At 41.0% G+C, this 14,481-nt stretch carries 17 protein-coding genes; 1 reads left to right on the top strand and 16 read right to left on the bottom strand.

The features are described 5' to 3' along the window. Positions 1 to 125 precede the first annotated feature (125 nt). From C5469_RS07225 to C5469_RS07175, 11 genes are all read right to left on the bottom strand, one after another. Positions 126 to 443, bottom strand: a complete 318-nt coding sequence (locus C5469_RS07225; protein ID WP_166304356.1) for a hypothetical protein — start codon at positions 441 to 443, stop codon at positions 126 to 128. Positions 444 to 889: 446 nt separating this feature from the next. Then, positions 890 to 1,648, bottom strand: a complete 759-nt coding sequence (locus C5469_RS07220; RefSeq protein WP_166304353.1) for a DUF4225 domain-containing protein — start codon at positions 1,646 to 1,648, stop codon at positions 890 to 892. Between the two features lie 175 nt (positions 1,649 to 1,823). Further along, positions 1,824 to 2,930 carry an aspartate-semialdehyde dehydrogenase gene (gene asd, locus C5469_RS07215; protein ID WP_166304724.1) on the bottom strand — a complete coding sequence of 369 codons (1,107 nt, stop codon included), beginning with the start codon at positions 2,928 to 2,930 and terminating at the stop codon, positions 1,824 to 1,826. 210 nt (positions 2,931 to 3,140) lie between these two features. Next, entirely contained in the window at positions 3,141 to 3,362 is a 222-nt protein-coding gene (locus C5469_RS07210; protein ID WP_166304350.1) for an ogr/Delta-like zinc finger family protein, read from the bottom strand. 75 nt (positions 3,363 to 3,437) lie between these two features. Next, positions 3,438 to 4,508 (bottom strand): phage late control D family protein, encoded by a 1,071-nt coding sequence (locus C5469_RS07205; protein ID WP_422615853.1) that lies wholly within the window; start codon positions 4,506 to 4,508, stop codon positions 3,438 to 3,440. Then, positions 4,508 to 4,975, bottom strand: a complete 468-nt coding sequence (locus tag C5469_RS07200) for a phage tail protein (RefSeq protein ID WP_166304344.1) — start codon at positions 4,973 to 4,975, stop codon at positions 4,508 to 4,510. Before C5469_RS07200 ends, C5469_RS07205 begins: the two co-directional genes overlap by 1 nt. Before the next feature lie 2 nt (positions 4,976 to 4,977). Beyond that, positions 4,978 to 7,398 (bottom strand): phage tail tape measure protein, encoded by a 2,421-nt coding sequence (locus C5469_RS07195; protein ID WP_207628819.1) that lies wholly within the window; start codon positions 7,396 to 7,398, stop codon positions 4,978 to 4,980. Further along, a complete protein-coding gene (locus tag C5469_RS07190) occupies positions 7,391 to 7,510 on the bottom strand; it encodes a GpE family phage tail protein (RefSeq protein WP_200905763.1) in 120 nt (39 codons plus the stop codon). Before C5469_RS07190 ends, C5469_RS07195 begins: the two co-directional genes overlap by 8 nt. A gap of 14 nt (positions 7,511 to 7,524) precedes the next feature. Beyond that, positions 7,525 to 7,842: a phage tail assembly protein gene (locus C5469_RS07185; protein ID WP_166304338.1), complete on the bottom strand. Its 318-nt coding sequence runs from the start codon at positions 7,840 to 7,842 to the stop codon at positions 7,525 to 7,527. A gap of 26 nt (positions 7,843 to 7,868) precedes the next feature. Next, positions 7,869 to 8,384 carry a phage major tail tube protein gene (locus C5469_RS07180; RefSeq protein WP_133814103.1) on the bottom strand — a complete coding sequence of 172 codons (516 nt, stop codon included), beginning with the start codon at positions 8,382 to 8,384 and terminating at the stop codon, positions 7,869 to 7,871. 10 nt (positions 8,385 to 8,394) lie between these two features. Further along, positions 8,395 to 9,567, bottom strand: coding sequence for a phage tail sheath protein (locus C5469_RS07175; protein WP_065821882.1), 1,173 nt, complete (start codon positions 9,565 to 9,567; stop codon positions 8,395 to 8,397). A gap of 402 nt (positions 9,568 to 9,969) precedes the next feature. On the opposite strand from C5469_RS07175, the gene C5469_RS07170 reads away from it, so the two are divergent. Then, a complete protein-coding gene (locus tag C5469_RS07170; RefSeq protein ID WP_166304336.1) occupies positions 9,970 to 10,530 on the top strand; it encodes a phage tail protein in 561 nt (186 codons plus the stop codon). 97 nt (positions 10,531 to 10,627) lie between these two features. On the opposite strand, the gene C5469_RS07165 is transcribed toward C5469_RS07170, so the two are convergent. The 5 genes from C5469_RS07165 to C5469_RS07145 are packed head-to-tail and all read right to left on the bottom strand — an operon-like array spanning position 10,628 to position 14,468. Continuing rightward, complete coding sequence (locus tag C5469_RS07165) at positions 10,628 to 11,224, bottom strand: tail fiber assembly protein (protein ID WP_166304333.1); 597 nt, start codon at positions 11,222 to 11,224, stop codon at positions 10,628 to 10,630. After that, positions 11,224 to 11,724, bottom strand: a complete 501-nt coding sequence (locus C5469_RS07160; RefSeq protein WP_166304331.1) for a phage tail protein — start codon at positions 11,722 to 11,724, stop codon at positions 11,224 to 11,226. Before C5469_RS07160 ends, C5469_RS07165 begins: the two co-directional genes overlap by 1 nt. After that, on the bottom strand, positions 11,724 to 12,857 hold the full coding sequence (locus tag C5469_RS07155; RefSeq protein WP_166304328.1) for a phage tail protein: 1,134 nt from the start codon (positions 12,855 to 12,857) through the stop codon (positions 11,724 to 11,726). Before C5469_RS07155 ends, C5469_RS07160 begins: the two co-directional genes overlap by 1 nt. Continuing rightward, a complete protein-coding gene (locus C5469_RS07150; RefSeq protein ID WP_166304325.1) occupies positions 12,854 to 13,471 on the bottom strand; it encodes a phage tail protein I in 618 nt (205 codons plus the stop codon). The genes C5469_RS07155 and C5469_RS07150 overlap by 4 nt, the downstream gene beginning before the upstream one ends. Further along, positions 13,464 to 14,468, bottom strand: coding sequence for a baseplate J/gp47 family protein (locus tag C5469_RS07145; RefSeq protein WP_339413955.1), 1,005 nt, complete (start codon positions 14,466 to 14,468; stop codon positions 13,464 to 13,466). Before C5469_RS07145 ends, C5469_RS07150 begins: the two co-directional genes overlap by 8 nt. Positions 14,469 to 14,481 lie beyond the last annotated feature (13 nt).

Here is a 14,481-nt window from a genome sequence, read left to right as displayed (position 1 = left end):
ATTTTCATGAAAAAAAGAAAAAACAAAAGCGCTAATGATAAAAGATAGTACAGAAAAATATCCTGCCAAGTAGATTGAATGGAAATTGTAACATCGATATAATTCATAATTATTACCATTAGAGGTCAGTGTGAATATTTAAACTTCCTTGGAAACATTATCATGATTAAAATTGAAAATATAACCGCACCTATTCTTATTACCTCATCATTTAAATTTAAAAACCTAAATGGTGGAATCAAGGAATAACCGAATTTAGATATAATTAATTGATCTGTGCAGAAAGAAAACAAAAGATTAACTATAAATATAAAAATACTTTTTTTACTTTCTGTGTATTTTTTAAAAAATAATAAAAAAACAGAAGAAATCATCATAAATAAAAAATATAATAAAAAATCCAGATCAGATGATTGGGTAGATATAATTAATTCTTTACTCATATTATTTCTCTTCTTCTGTTATCTTATAAATACTCCAAAGAGTAACACCATCAACTGCCATTTCTATACTTAATGTTGAAAAATACTTTTCTTTACATATAGGCTAAAATATCTATTTATAAAACAAAAGTTATTTATAGTATTTCCTTGGCATCAAAAAAATATATAATATTGAAAATATAACACCACCAAATTTTATACTTTCACTTTTAAAGTTAATAAAATACGGTATATCGTATTCATATCCTGTTAAAATTAACTGAATGCTAGATAATATAAGAACAAAAATAACACCAAAAACAATAAAAACATTATTACTACTTTCTTTTACAATTCTTTTCATAATAAATAAAACAAATAATATAAGAATAGATAAAACATAATAATATAATATAATATATCTAGCCATGATGATTTAATTGAAATAATAATATCAGTAAAATCCATTATTCTTTTTCCTCTTGTATTTTATAAATACCCCAAGCAGTATAAGAATCAGCAGCAACTTCTGTTGATAAGCTAATTATATCCATTTCTTTCCACCCTCTGGTAAAATCATTATTGATATTTCTAAATAAACTCCAGGATTTTTCCCTTGGCTTCAAGACTTTTCTAAAAACGCCATATCCTGAAAGAGCTAAATCAACAGTTGCATAAGCAATATCCGCATCTTTGTCACTTAAGCCAATTTTGTTAGCAATATACCTATATCCTTCTCTAACACCACCATTAATATTTTCTCTGTACAGTAAATAATATCCATTTTCAACAATATTATTGTATCCATGAGACATTACTGGAGCACCGAATGAAGCACATGCTAACCCCAAGGAAGCTTTACAAACTGTATACCCAGTAAGAAGTTGAGTACCACCAGCAACAAATCCAATTTGCTTTAACATAAGAGTAAAAAAACTTGATTTTTCTTTTTCCCTTTCAATTATTGCATATTGCTTTACTCTATTCGCTGTTAAATAGAAAGCTTGCTCTTTCAGGTGATCTATTTCAAATTGGATTAATTCAATTGCACCACTTGAAGATAAACAATGAACACGAACCCGTCCCAATATATCCTCTATAAAAAGATTTACATCTGAATTAAAATCTATTTTGATTTTACTATGACTGATATAGCGAAAAGATAACGTTCTTGCCAACTCTCTTAATTCTCTTACTTTTAAACTCAGTAATTTATCTTGTTCCATTCCCGTCATCTTCATAAAAATGATTTACTAGGCAGATATAAATCATAAATATAATTTATGGAATATAACAAAAATAAACCAATAAAGAAACAATTAACAGAACCATTAAATGCTATATAGAGAAATCCACCCGAATAACGAGTGGATTTTTACATAAATAAATAGATTAAAACGATTAAGCTAAGATACGTAGCATACGACGCAGAGGCTCTGCTGCTCCCCACAACAATTGGTCACCTACTGTAAAAGCAGATAAATATTCCGGGCCCATATTCAGCTTGCGTAAACGCCCTACAGGAGTATTCAATGTGCCTGTTACCGCTGCCGGGGTCAATTCCCTCATACTCAGCTCACGATCATTTGGGATCACTCTTACCCAGTCATTATGCGCAGCCAGTAATTGCTCAATGTCAGGAATCGAAATATCTTTTTTCAATTTCAAAGTAAATGCCTGGCTGTGACAACGCAAAGCACCAATACGGACACACAAACCATCAACGGTAATAAGATTATTACCGGTATTGAGGATCTTGTTGGTTTCTGCCTGCCCTTTCCACTCTTCACGGCTCTGACCGTTATCAAGCTGTTTATCAATCCATGGGATCAAACTACCTGCCAGTGGTACACCAAATTGGTCTGTTGGTAAAGAACCTCTGCGAGTGAAATCTGTCACTTTTCTTTCAATATCCAGGATAGCAGATGCCGGATCTTGTAGTTCTTTTGTTACTTGAGCATGCAAAGATCCCATCTGAACCAGAAGTTCACGCATATGACGAGCTCCAGCACCAGAAGCTGCCTGATAAGTCGCAACAGAAGCCCATTCAATCAAATCATTAGCAAACAAACCGCCCAAAGACATCAACATTAGGCTAACGGTACAATTACCACCAACAAAAGTTTTTATACCTTTATTAAGACCTTCCTGAATATGAGCATGGTTAACCGGATCAAGAATAATGATAGAATCATCATTCATACGCAGCGCTGAAGCTGCATCAATCCAATATCCCTGCCAACCTGTTGCTCTTAACTTTGGATAAATCTCATTAGTATAATCTCCACCCTGACAACTAATAATAATATCCAAAGCACCAAGAGCTTCGATATCGAAAGCATTATGTAATGTACCTTGTTGACCAGTAAAATCAGGAGCCGACTGTCCGTGTTGTGACGTTGTGAAGAATACTGGACGAATAATATCAAAATCCTGCTCTTCAATCATACGTTGCATTAATACTGAGCCGACCATACCGCGCCAGCCGATAAAACCCACATTCTTCATCATTATTATCCTGCTTTGGTGAGTGTCAATTAGATATTCTGATTACATTAAAGCTGACAAAATATGACCGGAGACGCAAGTGAATTTATTAATTATTTATAGGATATTTAGCAACGTCACTAGCAGCAAGATATAGCAAATCGAAAACGCAACAAAAAGCCACCTATCGGTGGCAAACATTTACAGCTAACACAGCTAGTTTGTGACTCTTCAAGCCAAATTCAACTGAGTTTTAGGCTTTTCTTTTGGATGCGGTTTCACACTGATCACTTCACCCGGCTTGGAAATAAAGCGAACAAATGTTTCATGGCTGACGAAGGTTGCACCACAATTGATATTTTGACACTGGTTGTAACGTTCTTTTGTCTGACTGGAATGCTCAAAGCTGCTGCGTGCATGAGCAGCTTCACCACAAAGAGGACACTTGATCATATTTATTACCCTTAACTAAAACATGAAATCTCATTCCAAGAACAATATAGCAATATGATCTTATTTAAAGAACAATTATTTCATGTCGAGAACATCAATTTTTAATTCCAGAGTCAGCGCAGTTGTAAAACCACCGCTAGATCCATTCATCGTGTGAGTAACTTTTGTTAACGTCCATTCCGTTTCATCTATTTCAGGTTTAAAACCAATGACTTTTATCGGTACTTCGGGGTAAAGATCTGCACGCCCTTGAGCCAGTTGAATTGAAAATGTCGCCATACCACGTTGTATTTTTTCCCAAATAGCTTTGGCAGCACGCTTAGCGCTGGCTTCATCAGCATAAACACGGGAAAGCTCCAGTACATTATCCTTACTACCAATCAGATATGATTTTGAGCTACCAGTACCTCGCTTAACTGCCAAAATGTGTTTTTTCTCCGGTTTACGGGTATCTAACCAATTTGCCACCACGCCGGTATAAGCCTCACGATCAGACAGAGTAAAATTATGGCTGTCCCCTAACCGACGAGTGATCACTAATGCAGGGATAACTTGACCGCTGGCTGTTTTGTTCTGTCCTCGCCGAATAAATATCAATTTGCCATTTTTTACTGAGGCAATTGCCCCTTCCTGATTTGCCAACCGGGTAAGAAAGCTACCATCAGACTCATTTGTCTGATCGATATGATTAATAAATACCTTCTCTATATCCTTATGCAAATCGGCGGTAAGGTTATTTCTGGCGGCAATAGTATGGACAATCTCACCTATCGTTTTCTCATGATAAGATACTTCACGTCTCATATTGAGAGATTCACGAAAATCAGCACTACGGGCACGGATAGTTAATTTATCCGGTGTTCCACTGTGCTCAATTTCATCCACGGTAAAACGCCCTTTATCTATAAGTGGCTGATCACGCCACCCTAATGCCAATGAAATCACATTACCTCGAGAAGGTAACATCAAGCTTCCATCGGCATCATCCAGTTCAACATCAAGCTGATCGGCCTCAAAACCGCGATTATCCGTCATCGTCAGTGATATCAGGCGCGATTGAATGCGCCCGCTGATATCTTTATTATCAATTTCTAGAAGAAATCCCGGTGCACTGCCTTTTTCAGGAACCCTGTCAAATTCAGACATCATCCAATACCTCTTTCTTTGACTCTACCCACCAAATTTTCTGTAAGCATAGAGAACTGATTCTGAAGATCACCGAACATTTCACCCAAGGAACTATCAACTCGCCGCAACTTCAAAGTAAAATCAATTTTGCGAGCAGCGCCATTCGACATAAGTTCCGTTTTTGTCTGATCGATACTCTCAATGACAAACATGCCATAAACCGTACCACTACCATCTATAAAGGACCAGGCTTTGCCGCTATCAGCCATAACCTGTAGAGCCACCAATGATAAACGACCACCGGTAATTTCTGGATATAACGAGCCTGAAAGTATCATTGTGTCATTATCCGGCCCCAGAAATTGCCCGGCGGGCCGAAGCCCAATACGGCTATTAAAAGCATGTCTCCATGACTGCTGATATTGCAGGCTCTGGTATGGCGTGGTTTTCAACATAAAAACAAATAAACCCAGTGCTGCCATCATAATTAGAATTCTCCTCTATCAGAGAACGAACTGCGTAAACGAGCTTGCTGCTTACGGTCCCGATCATCCAGTTCGCGCCTGACCATTGCAGCGATATCCTGCGCAGACTGCTCTGGAGCGCCATAGATATTTATATGATAGACCGGGGATTCACTAAGGTACTGTATCTGGTGCTTCTCTGTTTTTTCCTGAATCTGTGGATACGCCTGAACAGGTAAACTCTGAATATGCAACGGTGCTGTTCTGGCTGCCGCAGAAGGCGCCATCACACTTAAAGAAAACGCAGCTGCGGCTGCAAGTTTAGCAGTCTGACGTCGACTAATAACATTAACAGGGCCTGTTACAATCTCCGGTCCATATTCACCAACAATACCAAATCCGCCAGCTGGAATAATTCCACCTTTGTCGTGTTTAGGCAGAACCGAGCTGACATTAGAAGTCATGTTATTACCGGCACCTTTTGAAATATCTTCCCCTGGCCGCATCCAATCAGGGATATACTCAGACAATGAGGTCAGTTTCTTTTTCAATGCCTCCCATTTTTCATTAATCCCCTCCAACAAACTGTTAATTATCGCTGTACCAACCTCTTTAAATTTACTGGGTAGGTTCATTACATCAGCAATAATTTCATTCCATTTATCCGAGATCGATATTTTAATATTCTCCCAGATATCCAATGTATTCTGTTTAATTAACTCCCAAGCATCACTTATATTAGTTTTAATATTCTCCCAAATTTGTAAGGCACTCTGTTTAATTGATTCCCATTTCTCACTCAAGCTGATTTTAATATTTTCCCAAAGCTGAGAAAATTTCGGCCCCAATGTTTCCCAATTTTGCCAAATATAAACAGCAGCCATAGAAATCAAACCAACAATAGCGAGGATTGGGTTAGCCATCATCAAACGACCAACGATCATCATAGTACTTCCCAATATTTTCAGAGCATTTCCAACTAACCCAAAAGCTCTCACACCAATACTGCCAAAGAGGGTAAGACTATATTTCGCTACAGCTAATGGAAGTAATATTGAAGCGATCGCCTGCGCTAATGCACCAAAAACAGTTAACATCCCTCCAACGACCATCGTGATAGTCGCAAGTGTTGCAGCCAAGCGTGGATTAGCCTCCATCCACTCACCGACTTTATTGACCACATTTGTCACTTGCTGAGTGACTCCCCTTAAAGGACCTTCTGCGCTGGAAAACATCTGAACACCCAGATCACTCCAGGCAGCATTAAGTTTTTGGATATCACCAGTGAGGCTGCTCGTCATTATAGATGCAACTTTTTGGGATTCGCCCTGGACACTCTTTAATTTAGTGATAAATGCCTGTAATCCCCCTTGCCCAGCTTGATCCACCAACACATTCAAAGCAGGAGCGGCATTTTCACCACCAATTGCGGTGAAATAACCAATACGTTGTTCTCTGCTCATTGACCGTGTTTTATCATCCAATTCAGCGAGGATGTCAGGTAATTGCCGTAAATTACCTTTAGCATCACGGGTCTTGATACTTAGTTGCGCCAATGCAGCGGCAGCGGCTTTAGGCGGTTCAGCCAACCGTCCCAACACGCTGCTCAGAATCTCTCCGGCTTCACTTCCTTTGATATTGGCATCACTCAGCTTTCTGGTAGCAGCAGCAACCGTTTCAATATCAATCCCCAAAGAAGAAGCGGTCGGCGCAACAAATTTCATGGTGTCACCCAATGCCGCCAACGTCGTTTTTGAACCAGTAAACGTTGCCGTTAAAACATCACTCACACGGCTCATCTCTTCGGATTGTAATTTGAACCCTTCCAGCACATTAGTGCCAATATCAATGGTAGCGGCGAAATCTGCACCACTAGCCTGTGACATTGATACCGTACCGGGCATCATATTTTTTATCTGAGCAGGGGAATAACCGGCAGAGGCATAAAGACTCTGCCCTTGCGCAATTTTGCTGGCATCAATTCCGGTACTTTTGCTCATCTCACGACTTTGATTGAGCAACATGGCATATTCAGGAGAATTTTTTTCAATATTAGTTTGTACCCGAATTTTGGCCATTTGAGCATTAAGATCGTAACCCGGCATTAAAAAGTTTTTGCTGGTTGTCAGTATCTTAACACCTGCCGATTTTGCATTAGCACCATGCTGGCTAATACGATCACGAAGATCTTTAATTTTGCTATAGCGACTTCCATCGCGACTCTCTTCCTTTTTACTACTGTCATGCGCAGCCTCCTGCGCATATTCAGGAGCAGAATAAGGTTTAACCGCTTTACAAGTCTGATTTAACTGCTTGAGTTCACCACGGTTTTGCCGGATGGAATCCGCCAACCTTTTATTATTTTGCTGTGTGGATTTCAAGACGCTGGTCAGCTTATTAACGGACTGTATTACCAATTTAAGCTGTGACTGTGTATTACTCATTTTCTGCACCACTTCGTAAGATGGCCCGATGTCGCCAGTCCAGTAATTCCGTCAATGACATTTCACTTGTCACTGCCGGAGACCAGTGGAAAACGGTGGCAATATCTGCCACCAAGTCATCTACGGTTAGTCGGTCTGGAAACCGGACTTCGCCGACTTCGGTAACAAAAAATTGACCACCTCAACACTGAGATTAATCAGATCGCCCGGTGTCATTGCCAACAGGTCGCTTTTAGTGAGAGCCGGAGTGGTAACACGTGGCAAAACTAACATCATTGAGTCCACATCCATCTCCAGCAAAGCCTGTAGCCGAGCACCACGCAGCGCTCCACTGTTAGGTTTGCGCACCACCACTTCAGTGATGTTGCTATTACCACGTGCAAGTGGTTCTTCTAATACGATTGTACGCTGCTCGTCGTTTTGAGTAATGAGTGTTTCTGTCATGGTTCAACCTTGTTTATCCGATTAGATTAAAGACCCATAGCGCGGCGATGATCTGCCAGACGATCTTCACCATTAACAATTTCAACCATGTTAACGGTATCCACTTCGATCAGAACTTCACCATCCCATGTCAGTTTAAAATAGGTGTTTTTAGCGCTGATTTTGGTCTGAGTGTTATCCCCTTGCTTATAAGTGCCATGGTCAAACTCATGGAAGCGGCCACGCATCACGATTTCAACAGCAATCACATCATTGGTATCATCGCGCTGGTAGGAACCCGCAAAACGTAACATTACGCCGTCAGCTTTAGTTATCCCCCACTGCCGATAATGCTGAGCTTCCATACCTCCCAGAGTAAATTCAACATCCAATGCACCTTCATCCAGTCCCAAGTCCACAGTCGCGCTACCGTTCATACCACCGCCACGATAGGTTTCTAGTTTACGACTCAGCTTAGGCAGAATAAGTTCTTCCACTATTCCCTGATAACTATTGCCGTCATTAAATAAGTTCAGGTATTTAAGTTTGCGAGGTAATGCCATCTGTGTCCCCTTAGCCGTTTATGCTTTTCGCGAAATCCATCAGGTAACGATCTGTAATACGCTGGCGTAACATCATGTTTTCCAGTGGTGGTACAGGTGTGTAGTCGTAATCGAGGGTCAATTTACCCGCTTTCAGAGTGTCTTTATCATTGGCATTTTCGTCGTACCAGCATTTACCATCAATGATGTATCCCCCAGACCTCAATTCACGGAACTTGGCGTTAACACCTTCAATAATGTCTCGTACCAGTGAAGCAGTCAGTGGCTTATCGATTGCCCACATATGTGCTTCCGCCATGGTATCAGCCAGCACCTGAGCAGTGCGGGTATAACTTTCGAACTGGAACAATGGGTCATCAGCACAGGTACGGGAACCCCAAAAACGGAAACCGTTCTTGCGGATAAGTGTCGTGATACCTTTTTCGTTTAGATAACCAGCATCAGTTGCTGGATCTTGCAGATCCCAGAATACGTCTGCTGAAATACCAGTCACACCATTGACACCGATGTTCGACAGCGTTTTATGCCAACCTGTTTCTTCATCAATTTTTGCCCGCAAGCCCAGTGCACGGGCAGTAGCATAGGCGGTAGCTTCTTTTTTGGAAACAGTGTCCCAACTCAAGAAATCAGGCCAAATCAGCATCACTTCTCGCTGACCGAAGTTTTTACGATATTCGGCAACTTCTTCTTTATTCTTACAACCATAAGCACTGATATAAGCCATTGCTCTTAGTTTTTGTGCAATACTCGCTAGTTCAACAGCAACAGCTTTTGTATCCAGCCCAGGAACCCCCAGAATACGTGGCTTCACACCTAATTGGCCTTGTGCTGCCAACAATGCCTGCATGCCAGTTTTCTTACCTTCACTAGTCGTAGTACCAATGATGTTAGTGGTGGTATCACCTTCCGTTTCACCTTGTTCTACACGGACAACAACAGTAACGGGTTTAGCCTGGTCTGCGATAGCTTTAAGTGCCTGAGGCAATGTACCGGCGTCACCCGCTTTGCCAATTGCCATAGAAACATCAGTAATCAAAACCGGGGTATTTAATGGAAAAGCTTCTGCGTCTGCTTTAGGACCAGTACAGACCATACCAACAATAGCGGTGCTAATTGTGGTGATGGTGCGTGTACCTTCGTTAATTTCCTGCACACGGACGCCATGATGATAATCTTGTGCCATATTAGCGGTTCTCCTATTAAGGTGTCCCGCTATGTTGAAGTATCCAAGTTATTAAATCATTCGATTAGAAATGTGTGGCAGATGATACAAATTAGGTTGGTTAAGTTATTATTTTTTCTAACAATTTAAATGTAAGCACTTTATAAATAGCAGGAAATGAAGCCTCTATAAATCAATGCATATTTCTTGCTGTTGGAAATTTTTAGTCCTATTTATTGATTGTTTTTTCACAGATTTTTCCTACAAAAATAGATTGTAATTTATACATATCAACTTATTTCGCTGTAAATCACTGTTTTGGTCATTTATTGATACCCGGATATAGCCAATCTTTCCCATATGTAACCCTGTTGAGTACCAATAGGAGACTACCCTTTCAGAAATTTCACAGAATAATGAGTTTTGAAAAATCTTGGTTTGATGGAAGACATTATTAACACACTATATCCTGTAGGAATTGTGGTTTGGTTTGCTCAAAATAAAAACCCAAATGTACTGTTTCCAGGTACTACATGGAAATATATTGATGAAAATAAAACAGTTCGATTGGCTAGCGCTAATGGCTCTGATATTTTGTCAATAGGTGGTAACGATTTGATAACTCTGACAGTGGCGCAAATGCCAGCACATAATCATATATTTTCAGGAATGACAGACATATTTGATTATGGTACTCGAACCACCAATACCACCGGAGAGCACAAACATGATAGCGGGTGGGGTGAAACTTCTGGTGGGCGTTATGGCTATTATGACGATTCTAGAAACAATATTGGGTCAGCGAAGACAGATTCTGACAATTACAAATTTAACACTAGCATTGATGGCGCCCATACCCATACGGTATCAATAGGACCACATAACCATACAATTTCAGGTAATACAGAAGTTACTGGTGCCAACGCAGTGATTCCAATTACTAACTCATATATTAAGTTGATGGGATGGTATAGAAGTTCATGAAGGCCCTACGGCCTTATTCTTTACCTCAACTAATCAGCTATTTTTACAATTGAGAAAAGACCGGAGAGCAAGAGAGTACCCGGTCTTGACAATTTTATCATTCTGGTACTTGTGGCCAATTAATATTTGGAGCTATTGAAGTATCAACCCGACTCAGTAATACCACATACTTTTTCCAGGCAAGCAATAATGCTTTCTCTGCGTCTGAAGCCATCTCAGTCTCAACAGAATATTGTAATAAAGTCATAGCTTCATTAGCGTGTTGGCGAAGAGTGACTCGTTGTAGTTCTGCTTGTTCAATCTGACTGTTTTTTTGAGCTTCAATATCCATTACCCATTTTTCACCATCCCATTTATCAAAATCGGAGGCAGGTTGTTTGAACGTCAGTGCTTCAGGTAATTCACCGGGTTTAATGATTTCCTGTGGTTCCCCAGTTTGTGTGTTATAAGCCATTTCTCCTCGATAATCTGGCACAATTTGCCAACCGGTTAAATCAGATGAACGGCAGGCGACATAGCCCTCTTGGATATCAGGTGGTGCGTCTGTGCAGGAATTGGCAGGAAGACCAATACCAACGGAAAGATGTTCATCAGTACTGTTTAGATATTCCAGCGTAATCGCATCGTAATTAAACACAACGATACTTCCGGTACTGATGGCAATATTATTTTTATCCAGTACAGCCTTATTCATCAGGCAATCCTCACAATGTAATTAAATGCTACGTTTCGCGGACGTGTTTCTGTTCCTGTTGAAGCAAGAATCGCATCGTCCATATAACCGAAGCCACCATTTCCAATTCCGGTAGCGATACCCAATCCACGGCCATCAAATCCGTAGTTAGCATCTTTGGTGACACTATTGAGAATATAGCTCGGTGTACCCAAACCATCAGCTCCAGCATTTGAGTTGGACCACATTCGGCTAAGCCTGTGATTATGTGGAGCAATATCTGCTAATTGATTGGAAAGTAGATATCGGCCAACATCCACCCCACGCCCATCATCCCAGCCACGGATAAATTCACCCCGTAAATCGGGCAATCTACCACTAGGATAAACTTCTGCTAATTGTGGGTATAAAGATTTATCAAAGATTGCTCCATTACATTTTACCCACCCATTTGGTGGTATGTTAGTCGGCCAAGGAAGAGGTATTCCCACCGGGATCTCTTCGAGTACAGATGTACTCATTATGCGGCCCTCACAATATAATTAAATGCTACGTTGCGCGGCCTTGATACTCCGATGTAATTTGCACTGGTAGTAAAAGTCGATGTTGCACCTACAGCTCTAGCTCTTAATGAAATACCGTTAGGTTGTGGCTGAGGAGAATCCCACTGCAACTTTGTGCGCTCATTGATCGAGAAATTAATAACATTATCAGCAGGCTGACCAGCAATTTCCTGTAGCAAATAAGAGCCTTCCTGCCATACTAATAATGGACGAGATGGATCGACGCCACGCCCAGCATCCCAGCCACGGATAAATTCACCCCGTAAATCGGGCAAATTACCACTAGGATAAGCCTTGGCTAACTCTGGAAATTTCGACTTATCAAAGGCCGCCCCATTACACGGAACCCATCCTTCTGGCGGTGTTTCAGTCGGCCAGGCAAGTGGTACACCGACCGGAATTAGCTTTTCCAATAAACCAAGGTTTTTCACAAAAGCATTTTTGTCTGGGATATCCGCTCCGTTTTGGTTTTTTGCCAATTTACTATTAGCATTATCATAAGCTGCTTTTACTGCTTTGGGTGTTGCCGCTGTGGTTTCATCATTACTGTTAGTTGCACTATTGAGTTTTGTAAAACCTTTCTCTGTCAACGTAGCATCTGGGTGATTGCGGCTTTTTTCATGTTTCAGAATAGAACTATCTACATATTCACGAGTTGCCAGAACTATAGAGGGATCAATTTTCAGTGTTACTGAATCAGTATTGCTGATAATTAAGATCATTCTGACAGTTTGTGTTCTACCCGAACCTTCCTGTAATTGTGGTTTATAGGTTTCCGGGCAGTTTGCCACCGCAATCAAGTTACCTTCACTGTCAAACAGACCAATTTCACGCATCCACCAACCACCCTCACCTTCAGGGATAATCTGTTCGGCAATAATTTGGTTAGTGTTTACTGGGTCAACACTCAATGTATTAATTGCGGCCCGACGCTTTTCATTAACTAGCTGTGTCTGATTAACATCAGGATCAGGTAATTTACCGCCACCATCACCAACAGCCATGTGAGTAATATCGACTTTTGTTCCCAAAGCAGCAGCATTTGCCAGCTTCGCCGCTCCCAGTTTGGTTAAAATTGCAAAGTATTTCATGGTGAAACCCTCAATGTATCTGTATCGATCAAATGAATTGCAGCCCCTAAAAGAGCATTGTCGCTAGTTGTGATGACGTCAGGGAGATATTGGTAAACAGTGAGGTCATCTCCAGTATAACTCGTCGCAGCGCAATAAAATTCGCCCTTAACATCCAGATTGATTGACAAACCTATCAGATGACGACTAACAGGCTTGGCATCAGAAATTAGCCGTTCCAACTCTAAAAAAGTTTCTTCGGTGATGCCGTTTTCCTGTACCCCTATCGCCAATCGGAATGTGCCTGGTGTTTCGTTGTTCTCCCACCATTCCTTTATTTGAATGAGATAGCCTAACGGTTCTACCACGCGACGGACGGCACCAATAGTTCCCTTATGTTTATGCAGAAACATCGAGTTTTTTATCACGTCCCGCTTAGTACTCACCGACCAGTTTTCATCCCAGCGATCAACCGACCACGCCCATGCGAGATAAGGTAAAAACTCTGGAGGGCAAGTGTCAGGATTCCAGAGTTTGCGAAGTCGTCGTACTTCTATGTTTTGCAGTTGCGAACATGCCTTAGCAGCAGCCAACTCCAAAACGGTAGAACCTGTTGGCAACAGGCGGTCATTCATCATAACCTCCCACTATTGGATCTGGATTTGGCCTGGAGCAATCAGAAGTTTGGGTTTTACGCAGTTCTAATTTTGCACTGGTGCAATAAGGAGCTTGATCTTTACACAGTATTATATCGTTCGTCGGAACTCTCAATTCTACCTGTTTTACCCCAGTTACATGCAGCGCGGCATAGATGGCGGATAACCGGATATCCTTTCCCAACTTATGTTGATCTTCTACATACTTCCCCATATTTTTTTCAGCCAATTTACGAATAGGCTCAGACTCAGGTGTTGGCTCAAGATAGAGCACAGCATCAATCTGATATTCCATTATTTGGGCTGGTTGCACTTTTACCCGATCAGCAACCGGTCTGACATCTTCGTCATTGAGTGCTATAACCACTCGATCCAGTAAATCTTGTGAAGGTATACCGTTATGTGTTTCATCTTCCTTATCGTCCTTATCTTTTTCCCATATCCATTTCTGTGACAAAATAGTGACGGTCACATTGGCCGGTGATGGACTGATGACAGAAACATCCGCAACAGTTTGATATTCACCTTTACCTTTTCCATCACCTTTATTAACACTAATACCTTCATTAACTTTAAGGGCATGATATTCATATGCACCTATCGGCCCTGCAACACTTAGCCCTTCGAAGGCTCTCTGGATACGGTTACGGAAGGTACTATCAGGCTCCATAACTGCCCGAGTAACGTTATAATTCGCTCCTAATTGGTCTAAATCGCCATTGGTTGCATAGGCCAGCATCACTGCACGAGCCGCTTCATTTACCCGCTGACGCAATATCAATTCTCGGTAAGCATTTTCTTCAAGTAACTTAACCAGAGGTTCGGATTCCAGCTCTAGTGTTCGAGTAATAGCATCCCGTTGTTCTTCAGGGTAAAGAGATATTAATTTGGCTTTACGCTCAGCTAATAGTCTTTCATAATCCAGTGGCTCTACTACATCAGGTGGTGGCAGTTGGCTTAGGTCTACCAGGTCAATAGTCGGCATTGTT

Source organism: Photorhabdus cinerea (assembly GCF_011189575.1).
In the GTDB taxonomy this organism is placed as follows: domain Bacteria; phylum Pseudomonadota; class Gammaproteobacteria; order Enterobacterales; family Enterobacteriaceae; genus Photorhabdus; species Photorhabdus cinerea.
The sequence above is the reverse complement of the archived record's forward strand: the minus strand, read 5'-3'. Positions and strand labels throughout refer to the sequence as shown.

What these genes read in the sequence shown, in the direction of transcription:
- C5469_RS07225 (WP_166304356.1), bottom strand. Translation starts at nt 443, where the DNA reads ATGAGTAAAGAATTAATTATATCTACCCAATCATCTGATCTGGATTTT.
- C5469_RS07220 (WP_166304353.1), bottom strand. Translation starts at nt 1,648, where the DNA reads ATGGAACAAGATAAATTACTGAGTTTAAAAGTAAGAGAATTAAGAGAG.
- asd (WP_166304724.1), bottom strand. Translation starts at nt 2,930, where the DNA reads ATGAAGAATGTGGGTTTTATCGGCTGGCGCGGTATGGTCGGCTCAGTA.
- C5469_RS07210 (WP_166304350.1), bottom strand. Translation starts at nt 3,362, where the DNA reads ATGATCAAGTGTCCTCTTTGTGGTGAAGCTGCTCATGCACGCAGCAGC.
- C5469_RS07205 (WP_422615853.1), bottom strand. Translation starts at nt 4,508, where the DNA reads ATGTCTGAATTTGACAGGGTTCCTGAAAAAGGCAGTGCACCGGGATTT.
- C5469_RS07200 (WP_166304344.1), bottom strand. Translation starts at nt 4,975, where the DNA reads ATGATGGCAGCACTGGGTTTATTTGTTTTTATGTTGAAAACCACGCCA.
- C5469_RS07195 (WP_207628819.1), bottom strand. Translation starts at nt 7,398, where the DNA reads ATGAGTAATACACAGTCACAGCTTAAATTGGTAATACAGTCCGTTAAT.
- C5469_RS07185 (WP_166304338.1), bottom strand. Translation starts at nt 7,842, where the DNA reads ATGACAGAAACACTCATTACTCAAAACGACGAGCAGCGTACAATCGTA.
- C5469_RS07180 (WP_133814103.1), bottom strand. Translation starts at nt 8,384, where the DNA reads ATGGCATTACCTCGCAAACTTAAATACCTGAACTTATTTAATGACGGC.
- C5469_RS07175 (WP_065821882.1), bottom strand. Translation starts at nt 9,567, where the DNA reads ATGGCACAAGATTATCATCATGGCGTCCGTGTGCAGGAAATTAACGAA.
- C5469_RS07165 (WP_166304333.1), bottom strand. Translation starts at nt 11,224, where the DNA reads ATGAATAAGGCTGTACTGGATAAAAATAATATTGCCATCAGTACCGGA.
- C5469_RS07160 (WP_166304331.1), bottom strand. Translation starts at nt 11,724, where the DNA reads ATGAGTACATCTGTACTCGAAGAGATCCCGGTGGGAATACCTCTTCCT.
- C5469_RS07155 (WP_166304328.1), bottom strand. Translation starts at nt 12,857, where the DNA reads ATGAAATACTTTGCAATTTTAACCAAACTGGGAGCGGCGAAGCTGGCA.
- C5469_RS07150 (WP_166304325.1), bottom strand. Translation starts at nt 13,471, where the DNA reads ATGAATGACCGCCTGTTGCCAACAGGTTCTACCGTTTTGGAGTTGGCT.